Raw genomic sequence first — 20304 nt, forward strand, 5'->3', positions numbered from 1 at the left:
GCAGCTATTTTTTGGCATCCGGCAGATGAATCTTCAGCATTTCCATCCCCAAAGGGCTTTTACTGTGGCACACATCCAGCGCTTCTCCATTCATTGCCATCTCATAAACGGTATCCGATACACGGATCTCATCCTCACTTCCATCCTCTAAAAGTACCGTTAAAGTATTGTCATCATCCTTGATATTGGGATTTTCCTTATGACTGTCAACAATGACCGCGGGATAATGGCGGGCTGGTCTGCAAAGAGCTGCATTGGCACAATAGGAAATGCTCATACCTAATGAAAAACTCACCAGTATCATAAAAACCCCGGCTTCCAGGCGTTTTCCCTTTGGTGTGCGGCAAATGCACAAAAGGATCACGGGGACAGCGATGAGCAACCCCTGAAAAATCCATATTCCACCGCCTCCCTTCGGCTGCATGGCACTTCGGCTCCATATATAATAAACCTGCCAGAGCATTGCAATCGCCGGTAAAAGCAAAACGGGCACCGAGAGCCGGATATGCATGGCATTCCATTCTTCTGTGGCATTTTTCGGTCGATCTCCGAAAATAAGTACCGGAGCAAACACAATACAAAATATCAGAAATGGAACCGGTGATAACGCAGCGATCGCCATAACGGCACGAAGCTTTATGTCCGCAAAGAGATACTGGGGGATCGGCAAAAAAACTCCGGCAAGATACAGGATCATGACCGCCCACAAGCCTCTGCGGATTTCATTCAGATGATCATGCCAATGGGTACGGTATTCTTCCCTCCACTGCATTACCTGTTCTTCTTTTACCTGATGCTCTGTCTGACGTTCCATTGCCGGCGTCAGTGTGGCTTCCATGTCTGTGCTTTCGATCCACTCGGCAAGCCGTGGTATCCCGCGCATATTTGTCTCCACTGAAAACAGTTTTTTTCCATTTTTGTCCAACAGATGGATGGAACGGTTTACTGTCATTCTCGCCGAAGCCGCCTCTCCTGGTTCAAATTTCTTCTTTCTGCCCCAGCTGCTGATATACCAAATGGAAGTATCCCGGAATATAAACATGGCGCGATTTCGCCCGGCCAGAAGCATCCAGACACCCAAAAATGTGGCAAGAACACTAACGGCTGCCAGAAAAACCGTACTGCCATCTACAGGGACCGCCGATATAACCGCAACGGCCATAAACAGGAAAATATTGCCCAGCAGCCACAGGAATATCCCAACCCCGGTCACTTTCTTCTGTTCCCACACTACAACAACCGGCTTTTGTATCTCTTCCGGTTCTGTATGACTGCGCACCAAAAGTACCACCCCGCAGCCAAACCAGATCAGAAGAAGAATCAGGGCTGCTGCTGCGTTTTGAGGTGCTAACGGTTCACCGAAAAAAAACAGGATCCCAAATAGAAACAAAGAGACAAACACAGAAATACAGCCTGCCAACATGCAGGGCCATCTCTTCCCTTTCACCGGCGGGTTTGTGTCGGGTTCCAGTTGCTTTTTGGGCGCATCTGGTTCCAGACGCACCGGCTCCAGTTCCGGCGCTTTTTCCAGAACCCTTCCGCAATGTGGACACTGAGATATATACTCCATCTGCGGAAAACGACTTTTGGGATCAAGGGGCAGATCCTGGCCGCATCCTGGACATACCCAGTACTGATAAAAAGCTTTCCGGCGCATCAGGCAAAGGTACAGATATCCTGCGGCCGGACACAGAAAAAAGGGAATCAGCCAGAGTAGAGCCTTTGTCAGAAGCAGAGCTCCCATGCAGACCATGGAAAGGACGCCTCCGGACAGCAATGCCCGCGTTCCCCAACGCACTGCCTGATTGTTTGCGGTGATATACGTCTCATTTCCATGTTCCATTCCATAGTGTTTCATCTGCAAGAGAAACGCCTCTATCAACTCATAAAGATCGTCTGTGTCATCTACTTCCTCACTTGGCAGTTCATCGTACAGCTTTTCATTTACAAAAAGCCTGCATCCTGCTCTGTTCACCTCCACTTTGGCATAAAGAAGTGTGAGCACGAATTTTTCTCCGTAAAATCGCATCCGGTACTTAGGATATTGCGCTTCTAACCTGTCATATAGCTGTTTTATTTCTTTGATTTCATACATAAGCCGATCCTCTCTGTCCAGTTTATTTCGGAGCAACATTGTCATTATTTATTGAAATCAGGATTCCATATTTCGAATGGGGTAAATATTTCACAGTCAGAACATCTCCCTTATTTATTCCTTTGGAATAAGGAAATTCCACATATTCTTCATGACCATCCTCTCTGCTGATGATCACAACACTTCTGTCATTTCCTTTTCCATGGGCATTGTCCCTGGCATAACCGGTAATGGTTTCAAATTGACTATTTCTGTAACAGGGAATGTCCAGGATGATCGGAAGAAACATTTTATACAGGAAGATACACACACAAATTACTGAAATTATCTTTAAGATCGTATCTTCTTTATCTGTCAATTTACTATGGAATTTTTTTCTTTTGATAAGAAAGAAAAGCAGGGTGATCACCATTGCCAAAATAATCATGCTCCTGCTGATCATTTTAAATAGTATTGCATCCATTCGCATTCCTCATTTTTTACTTTTCCTTTTTTTATTGTCCTTCTTTAGATCTGCAAGTTTTATCTGCAGCCAATCTACATTCCTGTTCCGGGCAGATATTTTCGCTATTTTCTTCTGATCTCTGTATAAGATAAGAAATTCCACGAATAACATCTTTTTTCTCTCCATTTTAGTGATGTCAGCTAATCTTATTTTACAACTCTTTTGTAAAAAACCATTTCTATATAACCATCCATCCCGGACAACTGTTTTATCCGTCAGAAAATAAAGAAATATACTTCCCGGTATACACGAGAGCAAAAGAAAAAGAAAAGCGGCATCTTTTGCGTCTGCAATCAGTATCACGCTGTAAAAAAGCAGATATAAAAAGAAAATCCCCGGTATTATATAGTGATTTTCTTTCGGTCTTATGATGCATTTTTTCTCTCTGAAGCTCATCCATGTTTCCTGTGGAATCTTATGTTGAGACAGGCTATATTCAAATAATGCTGCATTAATGTTTTCGTCAAATTTGAGGATTTTTCTATCTCCCGAATAGATTTCTAATGTACCGTTTTCTTTATATAACCCTCCCGTTATCTCCGAAAAATTATAACACCTTTTTCCCAGAAGTGATCGATGTTCAATCACTTCATCATCGACCTTCACTCTCCATATGAACAGATGCAGGGTACATGTTCCCAAAAAAACAATCAAGATTCCATATGCCAATATAACAGAAACCGTTGCCTGTCCATCTATGAAACCGTACAATAGCAATCCTGAAAGAAATATCGTTCCTGTCAAAAATAAAATCCTCAGCCATCCGTTTTCTTTGATAGCGTAGTTGTTTGTATCTCTCCTTTCTTCTGTCAGTTGCTCCGAGGTTTTTAATCCACAATTTGTCTTTTTCACTTTCATTACTCTGAAATCCTCATATCTTATCATATTTTTCAACTTCTAATTTTTTGACAGCAAAATATTTTACCAAATGAACCACTCCAAGAATGCAAAGTAAGGAAACAAAATAAAAACCGAGACCTGCAATCCTTATCACAGTGGTATATCCAGCTTGCGCACTGAGCACTTTTGCAGCGCCTATTCCCAACATGACAAAGCCGGTAAGGCACCATCCGCCTGTCAGCTTCTTTGTGGCGGAAGGATTGTAGACATCTTTTTTTATCAAGGTTATTGTAAGAACCATATACGCTGCAATCGCAAATATGTAAATGACGGCAAGTACTGCCAAATACACGGTATGGATTTCTTTTTTCATGGTTGTCAGCATGAAGATTGTCCCCGCCCAGCAGAACAGGATTGAAAAGGTCAGGCTTTGTATTCCGTATATCCAGAAAACTTTTTTTCCGGTCACTTCTGTTCTTGAAAAACTAAGAAGGACAAAGCCAACATACACAGTGACCAGAAATATTTTTGAAACAGCTGGTGAGGAAGTGGCCTCCGCCAAAAAGAAAAACAGAAATACGAAAAACAGCATCACTCCATCCAGTTTGTAGATTTCTTTCGGCTGGATCGTATTTTCTATGCCATAGAATAAAAAATTTTTCGTCTGCTCACTGATCTTCTTCATTCTCTTTTTCCTCCGACTGTCCTGCAATAAAAATGCCCGTCTCCGGATAATTCCACATAAAATCATCCTTCTCTGTTTCCTCTGCTGCTGCAATCTCAAGTTTATATATCCCTATATTTTGGGGATTTTCTTCATCCTCCGAATACATATAGAAATTCATAAAGTACTCCTTGTCCGAAGCAGACAGTTCATACATCCCAACCCATTCGACGCGCCCTCTCCCATGAGCATTTTCAGCGGAAGATGCACAGTCCCCCTCAAAATCTATAATCTGATTTCCTTCCAAATATTGAAAGAGTGTACGGATTTCTTCCTCCAAATCAGGCAGCTTCTTTTTGCTGCTTTCCGAAAATAGCTTCATCATCTTTTCCGTATCCTGGGCATTACATGCATCTGCAATTTTACGCATTATATGGTCTGCTCCTTCTTGTTCTGATTGAAACCATTCCGGCAGATTTCGACTTGAACAGCCACACAGACCTGCTAATATAAAAGCGCTTAAAATCCAGTAACTCTTTTTCATCAGCGTTCTCCTTTAGGTTTGCATAAAAATAAATATAATGCCAGCATACAGATTGCAATGCCGCATACGGCTCCGGCGGCTTTCATCAGTTCATTATCGCGAAATTCATTTCTGGGCAAAATCCCGTATTTTTCATAGCCATAGTAGACATGGTCTGTAGTATAAGCCGGAATGCTGTCCCCCACCTCATACTCCCCATATATCTTCTCAGGGACCTGCATTTTCTTGTCTGTATCATAATAAAAGAAATAATTTGTAGATGAACCATATCTTCCACTAGGAGAGCTATCGGTGTCTTTTTTTCGGATTGCAACATCTTCCATAAAATAATCTTTTCCCAGCACCATCTGCTCCATCTGTTTTTCAAATTTGGCAGAGGTGATCGCCACCCTTGTCCAAAGGAACACAAATAAGATTAGGAACACTGCCAACAGGACCGCACAAAGCTTCCATATTCTTTTCCATCTGAGCATCTTCGCTTCCAGATCTTTCGCCTTGATCAGTTTGTTGCTCATTTCGTCACTTCCTTTCCCAGATTGCCGCAGCCATCAGTATCCCCAGCCGCCCTCAACAACCTCCCAGCCTTTGGCATCATCCGTTTGCACCAGACTCCAGCTCCACCCTTCGTAAGTTTCATTGGGGATCAGTCCCAAATCTCCGGCTTTCCTGTCTGTTTCAAAATTGGATTCCACAATGATAAGAGCTTGCTTATGCAATGTCCTGTATCGCTGCATTTCATCCGCAAATTTATTTTCTACTTCGTTGTCATAGCGCAGCTCCGTTAATGTACATCCCTTAAAATCGGATGCAAATTTATTTTCCACCGCGTCAAATGCTTTGTTGACCATTTTTTCATCATACAATGCGGAAGTGCCAACTACACGGTTGACATTACTCGTATTGCCCCTGTATACAAACAGAACGGAACTAACCACTGTAATGGAAACTGCCACGACAATCATTATTATAAAAAGAACCGTTTTCTTTTTCGTATCAGATTTCTCTTTTATATTAGATTTCTCTTTCATTTTCAGATAAAAAGAATAGCTCCAGATAGGAATATGCAGTCTGTTCATTTGTTCAATAAACAGTGAATTGTCCATATTATCATCAAAGGTAAAGATTCTTTTTTCTCCTATATAAACCCGAAAAGCACCGCTCTTTTTGTACACGCCCTTGGTGATATTCTCAAAATGATACTTTCTTACACATCCAAAGGTCGAACGATACGTAATCTCCTTATCGTTGACTTCGACTTTCCATAAGCCTATATTAAAAGCGGCGATTATCATCGCTAAGGAAATAAATAATAAAATCAGGATTGCCCACAAAGCTTCCTCTATAATAATGCTGTAAATCAGTAAACCTGTACTGCATACGCTAAAAAAGGCAAACAGCCAGCCCAAATAGCGTTCCGATTGGATCACATAGTGGGACGACGGTTCTCTTTTATTTTGAATTTGATTTCTGTGATTTTTCATGAGATCCCCTTTCTCCCACAGGTTTTAGCAGCAGCCCGCCTAATTAAATTCCACAAGCTCCAGCCCTGTTTCCAGCTGGAACCCTTCCGCCCACTCCTTATCACGATAAAAAACGATTCCTTCCTGATATCCATCGCTGGTGAAGAATAACTGTTTTTCATTTCCGTATTCTTTAATGATCCTGTTTAATTCATTTGCGACATTTACATCAAACCAGTCGTCATACACTTCTGCCTCCAATGTAAACTGCCTGTTGTTCCATTCGAAGCTGACTGTTCGTTTTCCTGTTCCTTCTTCCCAGTTCACCTGACTGGTATCTTCCTGTATATTTTTAAAATCAAGCTCTTCCTGATCCAAAGACGAAACACCCGTCAAGAAATCGGTATACATTTTCTCTACATTAAAAAATTCCACATCAAAGGTATACACGCCGTTTGCATACGGCGTCCATGTCATATTTTCATAATCGTAATCTCCCTGCCCCAATACAGTTAATAACGTTGCCGCCTTGTTTAATTCCACTTCCGGAGGCATTGCTTTATAGTCCTGTTCCAGGTCGTCCAGCATTTGCTCAGTCGTTCCCTGTATCTCATATTTCTCGAAAATTTCCGCAAGTTCTTTATAGGTTTTTTGCATGGTTTCTCCTCCTGATAAAGTATTTTTTAGATTACATCCATTTAATGGCAGCAGTGCCGACAAAAATAAAATCAGAAATTTTTTCATAATTGCAGTCACCTCCCTCTATTGTGTAATGTGGCTTTCTTCCGATTCTGAGTTTTTCAGCCAGCGTTCCAAATTTTCAAAATTATCGAACTGCCGGGTGACGGTAAACATTTTTTTATCTTTATAGTATAAATGTATTTTGCTGCTGTTTATTTTTCTGTATGTAATTCTGTTTCTTGAAAGAGTATCGCTTTTTCGCCCTTTTATTACTTTTATTTTTTTGTCGTTCAAGACGACAATCTTATTCTCTTTATAATGTTTCCACATGCAAAAATCTGCAATGCTGACAAAGATCACTACCGCGGTATAGCACATATTCTCCCAGTCTTTTAAGGGAAGATATGAGAAAAAAGCGACTGCCGCCATAACTCCCAATGGGGTGCAGATCATGGTCATGATCGTCAAAACCTTCATCATATTGCCGCGCATTTTTACAGTATAAACAACCGTATCATCTTCTTTACTTTTTGCGGTAAGATATTTGATAATGACCGGTACAAGCAAAGTAATCCCTATAATGAACGCACTTCTGTAAATGAATCCCATAATACCCGTAATTTTCCTTTTGTCCCATCAAAATTTTACACGAAACTACTGCTTTTGCTCTTGCCTGGCCCGTTTTTTCTTCCGGGTATCCGGCGGAGAAAACATCCGCATATAATCCTGGCGGATTTCCGCCGCGTCCTGCGTAAGAAACGCGGCAAGACGCTCCTGCTCGGAAGCATAATCCGGGAGAGCCGCCACAAATTTCTGCGCCAGCTCTTCCTCTTTTCCATACAGTTCAAGAGAGCCTTCGTATCCTGTCAGTTCTCTCAGCACAGCAGTGAACTCTTCATACCTGTTTTCTCTGATTTCCAGATTGACCTTTGCTTTTGCGATCCTGCCGTTTAGATAGAGAACCTTCAGTGTAGTGTCGCTCCCGGCTCGACTCACTGTAGCCCACAGAGCCAGCTTTTTTGAGAGCAGCTTTCCGCCGATCAACATCCAATTTTCGCTTCGATATATCTCAAGATACTGCTTCATGGCGGTATCCTCAAACGGTATTTTTTCAAAGCGTTCTCCGTCCAGCAGCTGCTCCAGCTGCTTTTTGCTGAGAATCTGATTCAGCACCGGTATACTATGGCAGGGTGTACTGACATAGCGTTTCATCTTCTGAAACAATGCGGCAACGAGAACCGCGACAATAAGTAAGGTCAGAAAAATTTGTCCATCCATTTCTATTTCTCCGGCTGCGGTTTCCCAGATACCACACAGGAGCACCAGAACCCCAAAGCTCCACAGACCTGCGGCCAGAAGCTTTTTCAGCGGATAAAAATGGATCCATTCGATGATCTGCACCTGCTGTCTGCCGCTCATAATTTTCTCGCGTAAAAGGCTGCGGGCGATCCATTGGTTCAGGATCTGTGGAACCCATGCAATCCCAAACAGGACGGCTGCGATACCGGCATAAAGAGCAACTCCCGTCCAGCCAATATCCAGATAAGCTTCCAAAAGCAGAGGGAAGCTTATCAGCGATACTATAAGAAAAAAAGGAAAAGAGGACTTCTTGCGCCCTTTTTGAAGATTCCGGTCATTTATGGCGGAATTGATGCACAGGACAAATATCAGCATCGCCGATATCCCGCCGGCCACCCAGTTTTTAAGTTCTCCAAACCGCATAACATGCTCTTTTTTGTGCATACCGGGAAATTGCCCGGTAATACCTGCATAGAGGCAAAATCCTAAGTAAGCCAAGGCCAGAAGAGCCCCTGCCAGCTTCAAAATCGTTTTTCCTGAAAATTTCGGTTTTTCCATCGTTCCTACTCTCCCCGCCGTTGACGAATCATAAAATAAAGCAGAAAATAAAACGCGATCAGAGACGCCCCCATGCAGGGAAAATAAATCTCCCCGGGCAGCTTTGCAACCGCCGGATGACTCAGGACACACAGAGATACACAGGCTGCCAGAGACAGGCCACTGAGCAAAATATACAATGGCTTGCGGTTATCTGCAGGCTCCAAAACGTTCTCCCATGTTTTTCTTCGCTCCAACTCCTGCAGCAGCATTTCTTCATCTGGAATGCCCTTGACTAAAAAATAAGTGCGCCGCACCGCAGGCCTGTCTGGATAACATGACTGGCATCGTATGGCGTAGTGACTGCGGTTTTCCTTGATGTTCAATACCTTCCGAATTTCCTCTGCTCTGTTTGTAAGAAAAGGCTTCTTTCCCTGCGCGCGCAAAAATGACTGCGTTTTCATTGTTCCTGCAGCAAAGCCCCAAAAACCCCGTCCATACTTGGAGAGGTCGCGGACATCCATCACCCACAGCCGATCGCCTTCTGTGAGAAAAAAGATCGTAGCATCCTGCAGCCCGCGCCGCCCAAGCCGTACTGCCAGTGCAATTCCCAGTCCACTGACAAGGACTACCAAAAGCATGGAAGACCATTCCTGCGGCAATCCCATAGACAGAGACAGAAAGGTTCCGCCAAGCAGCAACACCGTCATCAACAGTACAATCCCCAGGGTTCCGCCTACCGCCCGATATCCATATCGACTTTTTTCCCCTGTCTCCTGAGACGTCCATACTTTTTTCATCTCCATTTCGATCTCCTCCTGCCCCATTTTCCTAAATCTTGCGCTGTCTGCGTCCTTGGCTTTGTGAATCATTATATATATTATTTAGATGAATTTTATATATTTTTTAAGAATCCTCTCTATTATTCGAATCTGGAAACAATTTGGCAGAACATCTCAACATTTTCTTCCCGCCCTTGAATATCTAAGCCAATCACATGATGAATCAAAGAAATTTTCATTTTTCTAAATGTAGCATTATGTCATCTTCCGGGTAGCAAGCCATCCTTAACCTCTGCCTTTGTTATTCTGCTTCAGGATAGCGAAAACCGGACGCAATCTTTTGATATATGCATCTAGCGTTCAAAAGCATTCATCTGCTTTGGATCGCCAGTTCACCGTTGTGTTCATTGATACCGGACTGAACCACAACAATTTTCAAATCTTCCTGAAATTTCAGATACTGTGAAGCATAACCACAAACCTTGATCTAATCGCCTTCCTCAAGCTCAATTCGTTTTCTTGATACATATTTTTATATTTTCTTCTTAAAAGTTTTCTTTTTCCTTGTTCAATCTCGCAATAATTAAATTTATCAATGGATATATAACTATAACACTCAAAATCACCTTTAATATTTTAATCGTTTCCCTTTGCTACGATATAACCCCTTTCTGTATGAGGAAGATATTTAACAACAACAAATTCTCCCTTATGTATTCCTTCTGCATGACAACTAACATAAATTTTTTTCCCTGATAACTCATCAGCTATGCAAATTAGGCGGTCAATTTCTTTTTTTTCTGTTACAGTATCACCGGCAGTTACAGTACCCATAGTTTTCTTTAAATTTCCTGTCACAAGATACGGAATATCTAAAATATGCGGTATTCCCAAAAATATCCATACTACAATTAGCCCTATTGTTGCTGTTATTTCAATTCTTTTTTCCCATTTTTTATATTTCTGTTTTTCATGTTCTGATGTTGGTTTATTTTTAATAAACTTTGTTTTTTTCACTTTATGAAGTAACCACATAGCAGTCACAACAATCAAAAAAACAATAGGCATAAATGTGTACATATATAAGGTGCTCATATAAATCTCCCAATCTTTCTCTTTTTCTCTCAAAAGTATTTACAACGCAAAGTGTTCGTTGTTGCAAATTGTCATATCTATATGCGAACATTATAGCATTTGTAGGGTTCTTCGTCAGCATTTTTCTACTGTACAACCGGAAATTTAATACAAACAAATCGTAAATATATCTATCGCAATTTTACAAATAGAAAAGCCTCATCCCTCGCTGATTGAGAGATGAGGCGAAATGATTATGCTGTAATCTCTAAATTTTGCTGATAAGCCGCTTCGTCCAGTTCTTCAATGGCTGCATAGCACCGAGCAGGCGCTTTTGGTTGGCTTCCCACTCCTCTCCCAGAGTTGCTGTCAGTTTCATAAAGCAAATCTACATTTTTAAAAAGCCGCATGCATCTGCACGGCATTGACAGCAATGATACATTTGTGGAAGATATGCAGATGCTTTTTTACGATAACTGTTTAATATATTTTGATCTATACGTGGTTTCATTTGCAATTCTGCCTGTGGAATCAACGGCATCAGATTCATACGTACCGCTCCTACTTCTTTCGCAAAAATTGCCACTTTTTCCACCTCACACTCATTCATATCGGGAATTAAGACCATATTAATTTTAACTGCCAAACCTGCTTCGACCGCTTTCTGAATTCCGTTCTTCTGCCTTTTCAAAAATTCTTCCGGACAGACACCTCCCATATTTGCGTAAATCAAAGGAAGGATTTCCTTTGTAACTGTATTCATAGTCACTGTTAACGTTCTTACTCCGCAAATCAAAAGTTCTTCCAGTTTTTCCTCCAACAAAAGTCCATTCGTACTGACACAAAGAATCATTTCCGGAAACTTTTCGCGAATTCTTAGAAACGTTTCAAATGTCTCCTGATTATAAAGTGGTTCCCCCGGACCTGCAATCCCCGCCACGGTAAGACTCGGGCATTTTTCTTTTTCCCATTCGATTCTTTTCAAGGCCTCCTGCGGTGTCAAAACTTTCGATGTCACACCAGGCCTTGATTCATTCGCACAATCAAATTTCCTGTCACAGTAACGACATTTGATATTACAATTCGGTGCTACCGGAAGATGTATTCTGGCATAACGTCTCGTAGATTGCTTTTCAAAACATGGATGTTTCTCTACATTCGGCATAATTCCTCCAATTTCTCTTCCGCAAGCGGTGTCGGGATACACTTTCTCTCATGCACCCAAATTTTCTCTGCAAGTTTTCTAAAATTATCCGCAGCTACACTTTCCGGATAACATTCTACAACAGTCTTTTTCTCTGCCTCCGCCAGACTAATTTCCGTACTTAAAGGAATCCGTCCTATGACCTGACTTCCCAGCTTTTTTGCAAATTGTTCTACAATCTCCGGTCTGGAAAGACTGCTTCGTTCATTATAAATAATTCCTGCCAGTCTTACCGATCCCATTGAAGCATATTTTCGAATTCCCCGGCAGATGTTATTAGCCGCATAAAGTGACATAAATTCTGAGGTTGTCACTAAATAAACTTCTTCTGCCACATTCTCCCGAAGCGGCATACTGAATCCTCCGCATACTACATCACCCAAAACATCATAAATTACTACATCATGTTGTAAAAACAAATCTTTTTTTCTGATTTTATCCAGCGCAGCAATAATTCCACGTCCGGCACAACCAGTACCTGGCTCCGGACCTCCGGCTTCCACGCAGGTGATTCCGCCATATCCATGAAACGCAATTTCTGAGTTTTCATCTCCTAACCGACTAATTACAGTGGGAATCTTTCTCCCCATCAGATTTCTGGTAGAATCCGCTTTTGGATCACATCCTACTACTGCTGTCCTTTTTCCACTGTCAGCAAATGCAGCTGCCAGATTTGCCGCTACGGTCGATTTCCCAATTCCACCTTTTCCATAAATGCATAAACGTTTCATTGATAAAGTGCTCCTTCTTTTCTTTTTTCTGCCATTATTTCATTTAATATATCTTCGATTAGATACGGCACTCCTTCTGCACATACATAAGGGCGATATGTAATAGAAACTCTGTCAAAAACAGGATAATCAAAACGAATCAGAGGGATTTCCAATTCTCTGGCAATCTGCAATTCAAAAGAAGATCCAAACAGCATAGCCACTTCCTGCTTCCGAATACTTTCATAGAAATCCTCTAAATCTGTAAGTTCTTCTCTCACTCCAAAACAAACTACGTCTATTCCAAGTTCTTCTTCTAAAAAACGTTTCATTCCATTTGCCCTGGCACGTTCCCCGATAATAGCAGCACTGCTTCCATAAAGTGCCTGTAAATAAGCATAAATAGTCTTCAGTTGCTCTATTGCCTGCTGCTGTCTGTCCGCTTTTCCCGGAAATTTGCCCAACACTTCTAAAACATCTTCCAAATTTTTTTCGCCTGTTATTCCATAAGGATACGCAAGTTCAACATAAGGAATTCCAAAGTTTTCTTTCATTTTTTTGGCCAGGGTAATTCCCCTTCCAAAAACCAGGTTTAAATCCGCGTAAGATGCCCTTTTTATTTCTTCAACACTACATGCTGAAATACACATAGAAACAGAAACGCTTCCATCCAGCAGTTTCTGAATTGCTTTCAGATCTTCTCTCAGCCGTACATCTCCTGCTCCTAATCCCAAAATATTTACTTCTGGGATTTCCTTTTTGAGAGGCAACGGATTTTCCATTAATGCGATAAGCTCCCTACAAGCCACCTCATATCCATCCTTCATTCCCCCTGCAAAGCCAGGGGCGTCAATGCAGATTACAGGGCATGGAAGCGCTACTCTCAAAACAGCACTTCCCACATCATCTCCCACCATGCTGCTGATACAGCCAGACACTACAAAAACCGCTTCCGGATGATACAAATCCCATACAGATTGAAGAGCCGCCTCCACCGAAGTTTCCCCACCCAGAATGACATCATTTTCATTGATAACCGTACAACATTGAGAAATTTGATCCATATGTTTACTAATGCCCATTGTCAGAGTTCCAAAATTACAGCCAGTGACAGAATGCAGCAGTAATACACTGTTTTTTATCCCTGCCAAAGCCTCATATGCCCCAAACAATTTACAGCTTTCACATGTTTTCATTTTCCCTTCCTTTCTTCCATTTTTCCCGTTCCAACCACATTCTGGACCACATAATACGTCCGTTTAAACTATGTTTCGATTGAAGCATGGGAAAAAATTCATCCGAAAATTGCATTTTATTAAGTAATAATTCTCTTTTTTCTCGACTATTCTCTACCAGATAGCATAACCTTCTCACGCTTCTTTCGTAGGATTCAAAAGAAAGAGACAGCAGTTCTTTTTTTGCAGGTATCACAGGAAGTCCCTGCCCCTCCAGACGAAAATCCCCTGTTCCTGCTAAAATATCTGCTTCCCTGTAAACTTCCATTTGCATTTCTTTTGACGGATTTACAAACAGTCTACATTCTGGCGCATAAATCCTTGCTGCTTCTTCAAAACGGATTCTTAGTTTTCTTTCCAGTTCTTCTGTAAGTTTCATATCCTGTCTGGATGTTTCTGTTAAACGTACAACTACTGCTTTCACCTGCATCCCGTAATCCATGGCATACCGCTTCAAAAGATAGGGAGCATTTTGAAGATTTCTGGTAACTAACACCGTTTTTACATTTCCCAGTACCCGCCGTTCTTTCTCTATTTTCTTCAACGTATATTCTTTTTCTTCTTCTACCAATACCTTCATCTTTTTTTCAATCGAAAGTGCATCCCCGATATCCTGATAAAAATTACAGATTCCTTCCAGTCCCTCGTACCTCCCAGGTGTACCGAGATGAAGATATTCTGTTCCAAATTTTTCTTTCATTCTCTTTGCCCACCGGATTCGCCGTACTACATTCAACTGTGCCATAGGCGCCTTTTTTATTTTTTCCAGAGAATCGCTTGGGATCCAGCAATTAACAGTCACCCCTGCTTTTTCCAAAAAAGCTCCGATTTCATGAAGTACAGCAGCGCCTTCGCTTCCCCAGCCGACCGTTTCAATATTAATGCTCTTTGTCTGTTGTTCTGTAGGTTCCATAACCTGCTCCACTAACGCATAAAGCGCCTCCGTAAATCCGCAGCCTTTTAATTCTGTTTCCAGTTTCTGATTCCCGGTAATTTTCTGAGACGCAAGTTCCCTTAATCGTTTTCTGCTATACTCCTTATCCCGATGTGAAAATAATTCCGAACGAATTACCGCTGCCGGTATCCCTTCTTTTTCCAGTCTTTTCGCTACCGCAGAAAGATCCTCATTTAACACATCGCTAACAGGAGACGGGATCAGCATTAACAATTCCGGCTGATATTGTTCATATGCTTTTTTAGCAGTCTGGTAAAGTTTCTCTTCTCCTCCCAGAATAATCTCTTTCTCGGTAAGTTCTGAACAAATCACATTATAGAAAGGCTGATGCCGCCGTCTTGCCGACTGTCTGTAATGGAAGCCACACCCTTTCGGACTGTGCAGAACCGGCAGCACACCTCCCATCTCTCCAATCGCCCCAATACTTCCCGAAATTTTACCATTTACACCATATTCATGCAGCAACATAGACGGATACATTAAAACAGACAGTTGATCAGCCCTTTCATTCATCATTGCATTCCTCTCCTCCTTCTTTCAGGCGGCCGTCTTTCAGATAATAAATTCTATGACAAAAATGGCGGCAAAGCTCATAATCATGTGAGATAAACAAATATCCCAAATTTCTTTCCCTTTGTAATTTTTCCAGAAGTAAGATTACCTGTGCCTGTGAAATGACATCCAACATGCTAGTCGGCTCATCTAAAACCAAAAACTCTGGCTGCATCAGCATGATTCTGGCTAAAGCCAATCTTTGAAGTTCCCCTCCGCTTAAGGAAGAAGGATCTCGTTTTAAATGTTCTTCATAGATTCCAAATTTTTCCAGTTCTTCTAATAATATTTCCATGGAAAAAAGGGTTTTTCGGAATCGATACGGCTCTTTCATACTTTCTAACAAACTCATTCTTGGATTAAAAGAAATTTCTGGATGCTGGAACAAAATCTGAATTTTCTGTCTTACTTCCTTGGGAAACGGATACGAAAGAGCCTGATCCTGAAAAAATACCGTTCCTTCTGACGGTTTTAAAATACCGGCCATAATCTGTCCAATGGTAGATTTTCCGCTGCCACTCTTTCCCAAAATTCCGGTGGTTTTTCCTTTTTCCACGATAAGATTTACATTCTGAATTACAGGATGTTTTTGATTCCGGTAAGTTTTTTCTATATTTTCAAGCCTCATCAGCATATTTCCAGCACCTTACCTTTCTGTTGCCCATGGTCACAAAGGGCGGTTTTTCCTGACTGCATTTTTCCCGATAATATGGACAGCGTTCCTTAAAGTGACAACCTTTTCTCAGAATTTCTCCGCTTTTTGGCGGCGCAAATCCCATATTAGCGAAAAGACCATTCTCCGGCAATGCCTTTAACATTGCCTGTGAATATGGGTGAAGCGGATGTTCAAAAAATTCTTCTTTTTCACAACTTTCCATCTGTTCAGAAGCATACATAACGGTAATTCTTGACGCTACTGCTTTGGCAAAGCGAAGATCATGCGTCACACATAAAAGCGTTTTATCCTGTAATTTGGAAAAAGCATCAATTACCATCGCAATACGTTCCGTATCAAGTCCCTTTGTAGGCTCATCTGCCAAAACAAGCGAAGCATCGGCAGCTATTCCCATTGCAATTAAAGCCCTTTGGCGCATGCCTCCGCTTAACATAAACGGATAACTTTCAGCTATTTTCCTAACATCATTAAAACCGAATTCACTTAAAAGGCGGAGCATTCGTGCTTTTGCATCCTGTTTTCCAATTGTTTTATCTTTCCTTCGAATAGATTCTATTATTTGTTTTCCTACTGGATAAAGAGGATTTAATCCATTTCCACTTCCCTGCGGAATATATGAAATCTGTGTTCCCCTGACCTTCTGCATCTCCTTTTTCTTTTTATCAAGCAGCGATTCCCCCTGAAAGCGGATATGTCCTTTCACATCTGCACTATCTGGGAGAAGCTTTAAAATTCCTAACAAAAGCACACTTTTTCCGCTTCCTGTTTCTCCGATAATAACCATCTTCTCCTTCTCTTGAATGTGCATAGAAACTTCTGAAACTGCCGCCTGTTCTTCACCAAAGGAAATACTTACATCTTCAATATCAAGCATACGATATTTTCTCCTTTCTGTTCTTCTTATGTTTCTTTTTTATATCTTTCTTTCCATAATATCCCAAAAGCATAAAGCCAAGTACAGAAAAAGAAATACAAAAAATCGGCGGCAAATACCACCAGTAATAGCCATTGATGATTCCATTCCGATAAAATGCATAGTGAAGAATACTTCCCCAACTTTTTTGCCCTAAAACTCCAAGTCCCAAAAAACTTAAACTTGCTTCCGTAAGCATTGCATTTGCCACTTCCATTACTGCTCTTACAAATACAATCTCTCCGAGATTCGGCAAAATATGGCGTATCATAATATAAACAGAAGATGCCCCCATAGTAGTTTCCAGCTTCACAAAAGGAAGTTCACGGATCTGCATTACTCTGCTTCGAACAATTCTCACCGTAGATGTCCATGAGGTAATACAAATTGCAATAATGAGATTTCGAAGATTCGCTTCCATAAATGCCACTAAAACAATAGTGAGCGGTAGAGACGGTAACGCCATTGCCACATTTGTCAGTTGACTGATTATTCGATCCACCTTGCCCCCATAATATCCGGCCAATATTCCAAGAGTAGTTCCAATAACAGTTACTACTAAAGCTGACACAATGCCAATGGTCAACGAAACTCTGGCTCCATAAAACAATTCACTTAAAATGTCCTGACCAACATCATTTGTGCCCAGAATATGTTCTGAAGATGGTATCTGATAAGGAATTCCCAGTTCATACGGATCATGCGGAGAAAGCACCGGGGCAAAAACTGCTACAAATAAAATAACTGCCAGAATAGTCATTCCTGCTTTTACTTGTCTATTCATTTATCTTTTCCTTTCTCAGTCTGGGGTCAATAACAATATTTAATACATCTGCCAGAAAATTAAACACGATAATGCAGATACCGATAAATAAAAAGCAGGTCTGAAGCATTGGGAAATCTTTCGTGTTAACAGAATCATAAATCAATGTTCCCATTCCTTTCCATGAAAACACAATTTCCACCATCATAGAGCCTGCTAAAATATTGCCAAACTGCATGCATAACGAAGTAATAAAAGGGCAAAGTGCATTTTTAATAACATGATGAAATACTATTTTTCTGTCTGAAATTCCCTTTCCCTGAGCAACGGTAATATATTCCTCTTTGCGTATTCCCTCTACTGTACTTTTCATCAGCATATAATCGGAGGCACTCCGAAACAAAACCATAACCGTCATTGGGAGCAGCATATGCCAGACAATATCCAGTCCTTTCGCAATCCCCGAAAGACCGCCGCTGGTAATTCCGCCCAGTGGGAACCACTTAAGCCGAAATGCAAAAATCAAAAGACAAAGAATTGCCAGACAATTGGTTGGTATAGATGACAACACCATTAGTACCGGAGAAAGAACCGTATCCAGCTTTTTCCCTGAATAATACCCTGCTGTTGCACCTAAACTGCCTCCAATCAGAGCAGAAAGTAAAATTGACGGCACTGCTAAAAGTAGCGTCCAACGCATCCGAAATAATACCGTTTCCAGTACCGGCGTTTTTGTCCGATAGGAATTTCCGAAATCAAATTGTACAGTTTTCTTCAGATATGTTATGTACTGAGATAGAATTGGTTTATCCAAGCCATATTCCGCACGCACTTCTTCCAGAACTTTTGGGTTTAAAGTTTCCAATCTCAAATATTCATCTTCTCCGATGATATGCATCACCGGATCTCCCGGCATAAAACGAATCAAAAGAAAATTAATCGTGATAATACAGATCAATGTAAAAATCCCTGTAAGCAAATGCTGAAATATCATTCCTCTTTTCATAACTGACTGTATCCTTTCAAAAAAACTGCCGCAAAAGGAACCTTCTATTTCTCTCCCTGTAGTAACAGTCACAAAGGTCATAGAAGTCCATATTTTGCGGCAGCAAAATCTTACATTATTTTGTATACAGAGAATACCAGGTTTCTGCATTAATTGCGCCAAAACCAGTGAAATTTATCCATCCTCCGATTTTATCCGTGCGATATGGAAAATATGCTTTATCCCAGCAGAGGCCAATACCAATCACATTATCCGCTGCCATTACCTGCAATTCCTGAAGAATAGCATTGTATTCTTCCTGGCTTCCTGAAGAAACCAACGCATCATATTTCTCATTAAATTCTGTAATATTACAGGTTCCCCATGGATTTGCCGGATTAGGTGTCATATACATAAAAGCAGAGTCAAACGTTGCAACTCCCGGTGAAGTATATCCAATGTAAAGTTCATACTGACCAGATTTACGGAACTCTGTACAATAATCAGAATTTCTTACACTTTCTTCATCGAGAGATGCCTTTACTCCCACATCTGCCAAATTCTGGATAAGGATCTCTGCAATTCGTGCATAAAGTGCAGATCTGGTAGAATTATACTGTGGCGTTACCAAAACATCCATTTCACTTCCATCCGGCATTTCACGCAGCCCGTCTCCATTTGTATCCGCATATCCAGCTTCGTCTAAAATCGCTTTTGCAGCTTCCACATCCTGTGCATTTTTGGGAAGATCTGGATTAAATCCCTGTACTGCGGAAGATACAATACCAGTTCCTGCGATTTCACCATCCGCACCTCCAATGGTTGCCGCAAGAAGTTCATAATCTAATGCTTTCGAAACTGCTTTCCTGAATTCCAGATCATTTGTAGGTGCTACATTAAATCCAAACACAAGCTGAAAATTACCGGTATTGGTACTCATACCGGCATCCAAGCCTTCCACCCCTGTAATTGATGGCTGCATACTGGAATCCAAAGAGTTCGAATAATCATACATGGCATCAATTTCACCATTTTTCAGTGCCATTACTAGGGAATCATGGCTATCATAGGATCGTACCTGAACCTTATCCACCATAATCTCCCTACCTAGATATGTATCTGCTACTTTTTCATAGGTAACTACCTGCGCATCCTGATCAATGTCTGTAACCTTATATGGGCCACAACCAATCATTGCGTCTTCTCCGGTATAAGCTTTGTAATCTTCGATTCCTTCCCAAATATGTTTAGGATAAATGTACGTGAATTTTGCCATAGAATTAAGAACCCCGAATGCTTTGGGACCATCAAAATTTATCTTGACAGTTTTATCATCTATTTTTTCCACAGTGGTCATTCCCGTTATATAACTGGACTGCTTTACATTTATCATATATTCCAGAGAAAATATAACATCATCAATTGTAAAAGGTTCGCCGTCATGCCAGGTAATTCCCTGATCTGTAGCAAAGGTTGCTACAAGACTGGTCTGATCATCTGCAATCTCCCAATCTGTCATAATGAACGGTTCCAACACCCCATCTTGACCTCTCTGAATGTACGGTGCAGCACAAAAAGAGTTGTAATTCATTTTTCCATAAGACCCTTCCTCTGTCATAATGTTAAAGGCATCGGCGGCTCTTGTGGTACCGATTTTTAGCAGTTCTACATGTTTTTCTGCAGTTTTCTCTGCCATTTCCGTTTCCGTACTCTCTGTGCTCGCTAAAGCTGCTGTCGGCAGGCTTGCAACCATAGATACTGCCAGCAAAAGAGCCATTAATTTTTTCTTCATTTCTGATCCTCTCTTTCATAAAAATGTTTTTCGAATTT

The 20304-nt window shown here is 41.2% G+C and carries 21 protein-coding genes; all 21 read right to left on the reverse strand.

Translation table 11 applies throughout. From position 1 onward, the window contains the following. Positions 1-4: 4 nt before the first annotated feature. Positions 5-2095: a hypothetical protein gene (locus QOX44_RS16315; protein WP_283684728.1), complete on the reverse strand. Its 2091-nt coding sequence runs from the start codon at positions 2093-2095 to the stop codon at positions 5-7. 22 nt (positions 2096-2117) lie between these two features. Continuing rightward, the gene (locus QOX44_RS16320) at positions 2118-2558 is read right to left on the reverse strand and encodes a hypothetical protein (protein WP_283684729.1); all 441 of its coding nucleotides are present in this window, start codon (positions 2556-2558) and stop codon (positions 2118-2120) included. 9 nt (positions 2559-2567) lie between these two features. Continuing rightward, positions 2568-3485, reverse strand: coding sequence for a DUF6560 family protein (locus QOX44_RS16325; protein ID WP_283684730.1), 918 nt, complete (start codon positions 3483-3485; stop codon positions 2568-2570). Continuing rightward, positions 3472-4125: a hypothetical protein gene (locus tag QOX44_RS16330; RefSeq protein WP_283684731.1), complete on the reverse strand. Its 654-nt coding sequence runs from the start codon at positions 4123-4125 to the stop codon at positions 3472-3474. Before QOX44_RS16330 ends, QOX44_RS16325 begins: the two co-directional genes overlap by 14 nt. Beyond that, positions 4109-4648, reverse strand: a complete 540-nt coding sequence (locus QOX44_RS16335; RefSeq protein WP_283684732.1) for a DUF5104 domain-containing protein — start codon at positions 4646-4648, stop codon at positions 4109-4111. Before QOX44_RS16335 ends, QOX44_RS16330 begins: the two co-directional genes overlap by 17 nt. Then, positions 4648-5163, reverse strand: coding sequence for a hypothetical protein (locus QOX44_RS16340; RefSeq protein ID WP_283684733.1), 516 nt, complete (start codon positions 5161-5163; stop codon positions 4648-4650). Before QOX44_RS16340 ends, QOX44_RS16335 begins: the two co-directional genes overlap by 1 nt. Positions 5164-5196: 33 nt before the next feature. Continuing rightward, on the reverse strand, positions 5197-6129 hold the full coding sequence (locus tag QOX44_RS16345; protein ID WP_283684734.1) for a DUF6560 family protein: 933 nt from the start codon (positions 6127-6129) through the stop codon (positions 5197-5199). Between the two features lie 39 nt (positions 6130-6168). Then, positions 6169-6852: a hypothetical protein gene (locus QOX44_RS16350; protein ID WP_283684737.1), complete on the reverse strand. Its 684-nt coding sequence runs from the start codon at positions 6850-6852 to the stop codon at positions 6169-6171. Positions 6853-6870: 18 nt separating this feature from the next. Further along, on the reverse strand, positions 6871-7398 hold the full coding sequence (locus QOX44_RS16355) for a hypothetical protein (RefSeq protein ID WP_283684738.1): 528 nt from the start codon (positions 7396-7398) through the stop codon (positions 6871-6873). 45 nt (positions 7399-7443) lie between these two features. Next, the gene (locus QOX44_RS16360; RefSeq protein WP_283684741.1) at positions 7444-8646 is read right to left on the reverse strand and encodes a hypothetical protein; all 1203 of its coding nucleotides are present in this window, start codon (positions 8644-8646) and stop codon (positions 7444-7446) included. Positions 8647-8651: 5 nt separating this feature from the next. Further along, on the reverse strand, positions 8652-9431 hold the full coding sequence (locus QOX44_RS16365) for a hypothetical protein (protein ID WP_283684743.1): 780 nt from the start codon (positions 9429-9431) through the stop codon (positions 8652-8654). Positions 9432-10043: 612 nt separating this feature from the next. Beyond that, positions 10044-10502 (reverse strand): hypothetical protein, encoded by a 459-nt coding sequence (locus tag QOX44_RS16370; protein WP_283684744.1) that lies wholly within the window; start codon positions 10500-10502, stop codon positions 10044-10046. A 367-nt stretch (positions 10503-10869) separates the two neighbouring features. Beyond that, a complete protein-coding gene (locus QOX44_RS16375; protein WP_283684745.1) occupies positions 10870-11646 on the reverse strand; it encodes a radical SAM protein in 777 nt (258 codons plus the stop codon). Beyond that, the gene (locus QOX44_RS16380; protein WP_283684746.1) at positions 11634-12416 is read right to left on the reverse strand and encodes a nitrogenase iron protein NifH; all 783 of its coding nucleotides are present in this window, start codon (positions 12414-12416) and stop codon (positions 11634-11636) included. The genes QOX44_RS16375 and QOX44_RS16380 overlap by 13 nt, the downstream gene beginning before the upstream one ends. Then, complete coding sequence (locus tag QOX44_RS16385) at positions 12413-13591, reverse strand: nitrogenase component 1 (RefSeq protein ID WP_283684748.1); 1179 nt, start codon at positions 13589-13591, stop codon at positions 12413-12415. Before QOX44_RS16385 ends, QOX44_RS16380 begins: the two co-directional genes overlap by 4 nt. Then, positions 13578-15101: a nitrogenase component 1 gene (locus QOX44_RS16390; RefSeq protein ID WP_283684750.1), complete on the reverse strand. Its 1524-nt coding sequence runs from the start codon at positions 15099-15101 to the stop codon at positions 13578-13580. The genes QOX44_RS16385 and QOX44_RS16390 overlap by 14 nt, the downstream gene beginning before the upstream one ends. Next, entirely contained in the window at positions 15091-15771 is a 681-nt protein-coding gene (locus QOX44_RS16395; RefSeq protein ID WP_331488440.1) for an ABC transporter ATP-binding protein, read from the reverse strand. The genes QOX44_RS16390 and QOX44_RS16395 overlap by 11 nt, the downstream gene beginning before the upstream one ends. Continuing rightward, complete coding sequence (locus tag QOX44_RS16400) at positions 15755-16687, reverse strand: ABC transporter ATP-binding protein (RefSeq protein ID WP_283684754.1); 933 nt, start codon at positions 16685-16687, stop codon at positions 15755-15757. The genes QOX44_RS16395 and QOX44_RS16400 overlap by 17 nt, the downstream gene beginning before the upstream one ends. After that, positions 16680-17510, reverse strand: coding sequence for an ABC transporter permease (locus QOX44_RS16405; RefSeq protein WP_283684756.1), 831 nt, complete (start codon positions 17508-17510; stop codon positions 16680-16682). Before QOX44_RS16405 ends, QOX44_RS16400 begins: the two co-directional genes overlap by 8 nt. Then, entirely contained in the window at positions 17503-18495 is a 993-nt protein-coding gene (locus QOX44_RS16410) for an ABC transporter permease (RefSeq protein WP_283684758.1), read from the reverse strand. Before QOX44_RS16410 ends, QOX44_RS16405 begins: the two co-directional genes overlap by 8 nt. Positions 18496-18610: 115 nt before the next feature. Beyond that, positions 18611-20266, reverse strand: coding sequence for an ABC transporter substrate-binding protein (locus QOX44_RS16415; RefSeq protein ID WP_283684760.1), 1656 nt, complete (start codon positions 20264-20266; stop codon positions 18611-18613). Positions 20267-20304 lie beyond the last annotated feature (38 nt).

Source organism: Parablautia sp. Marseille-Q6255 (genome assembly GCF_951230155.1).
Classification (GTDB): domain Bacteria; phylum Bacillota; class Clostridia; order Lachnospirales; family Lachnospiraceae; genus Choladousia.

What these genes read in the sequence shown, in the direction of transcription:
- QOX44_RS16400 (WP_283684754.1), bottom strand. Translation starts at nt 16,687, where the DNA reads ATGCTTGATATTGAAGATGTAAGTATTTCCTTTGGTGAAGAACAGGCG.
- QOX44_RS16355 (WP_283684738.1), bottom strand. Translation starts at nt 7,398, where the DNA reads ATGGGATTCATTTACAGAAGTGCGTTCATTATAGGGATTACTTTGCTT.
- QOX44_RS16340 (WP_283684733.1), bottom strand. Translation starts at nt 5,163, where the DNA reads ATGAGCAACAAACTGATCAAGGCGAAAGATCTGGAAGCGAAGATGCTC.
- QOX44_RS16405 (WP_283684756.1), bottom strand. Translation starts at nt 17,510, where the DNA reads ATGAATAGACAAGTAAAAGCAGGAATGACTATTCTGGCAGTTATTTTA.
- QOX44_RS16380 (WP_283684746.1), bottom strand. Translation starts at nt 12,416, where the DNA reads ATGAAACGTTTATGCATTTATGGAAAAGGTGGAATTGGGAAATCGACC.
- QOX44_RS16385 (WP_283684748.1), bottom strand. Translation starts at nt 13,591, where the DNA reads ATGAAAACATGTGAAAGCTGTAAATTGTTTGGGGCATATGAGGCTTTG.
- QOX44_RS16325 (WP_283684730.1), bottom strand. Translation starts at nt 3,485, where the DNA reads ATGATAAGATATGAGGATTTCAGAGTAATGAAAGTGAAAAAGACAAAT.
- QOX44_RS16350 (WP_283684737.1), bottom strand. Translation starts at nt 6,852, where the DNA reads ATGAAAAAATTTCTGATTTTATTTTTGTCGGCACTGCTGCCATTAAAT.
- QOX44_RS16330 (WP_283684731.1), bottom strand. Translation starts at nt 4,125, where the DNA reads ATGAAGAAGATCAGTGAGCAGACGAAAAATTTTTTATTCTATGGCATA.
- QOX44_RS16335 (WP_283684732.1), bottom strand. Translation starts at nt 4,648, where the DNA reads ATGAAAAAGAGTTACTGGATTTTAAGCGCTTTTATATTAGCAGGTCTG.
- QOX44_RS16365 (WP_283684743.1), bottom strand. Translation starts at nt 9,431, where the DNA reads ATGGAGATGAAAAAAGTATGGACGTCTCAGGAGACAGGGGAAAAAAGT.
- QOX44_RS16390 (WP_283684750.1), bottom strand. Translation starts at nt 15,101, where the DNA reads ATGATGAATGAAAGGGCTGATCAACTGTCTGTTTTAATGTATCCGTCT.
- QOX44_RS16315 (WP_283684728.1), bottom strand. Translation starts at nt 2,095, where the DNA reads ATGTATGAAATCAAAGAAATAAAACAGCTATATGACAGGTTAGAAGCG.
- QOX44_RS16415 (WP_283684760.1), bottom strand. Translation starts at nt 20,266, where the DNA reads ATGAAGAAAAAATTAATGGCTCTTTTGCTGGCAGTATCTATGGTTGCA.
- QOX44_RS16375 (WP_283684745.1), bottom strand. Translation starts at nt 11,646, where the DNA reads ATGCCGAATGTAGAGAAACATCCATGTTTTGAAAAGCAATCTACGAGA.
- QOX44_RS16410 (WP_283684758.1), bottom strand. Translation starts at nt 18,495, where the DNA reads ATGAAAAGAGGAATGATATTTCAGCATTTGCTTACAGGGATTTTTACA.
- QOX44_RS16360 (WP_283684741.1), bottom strand. Translation starts at nt 8,646, where the DNA reads ATGGAAAAACCGAAATTTTCAGGAAAAACGATTTTGAAGCTGGCAGGG.
- QOX44_RS16370 (WP_283684744.1), bottom strand. Translation starts at nt 10,502, where the DNA reads ATGAGCACCTTATATATGTACACATTTATGCCTATTGTTTTTTTGATT.
- QOX44_RS16320 (WP_283684729.1), bottom strand. Translation starts at nt 2,558, where the DNA reads ATGGATGCAATACTATTTAAAATGATCAGCAGGAGCATGATTATTTTG.
- QOX44_RS16395 (WP_331488440.1), bottom strand. Translation starts at nt 15,771, where the DNA reads ATGCTGATGAGGCTTGAAAATATAGAAAAAACTTACCGGAATCAAAAA.
- QOX44_RS16345 (WP_283684734.1), bottom strand. Translation starts at nt 6,129, where the DNA reads ATGAAAAATCACAGAAATCAAATTCAAAATAAAAGAGAACCGTCGTCC.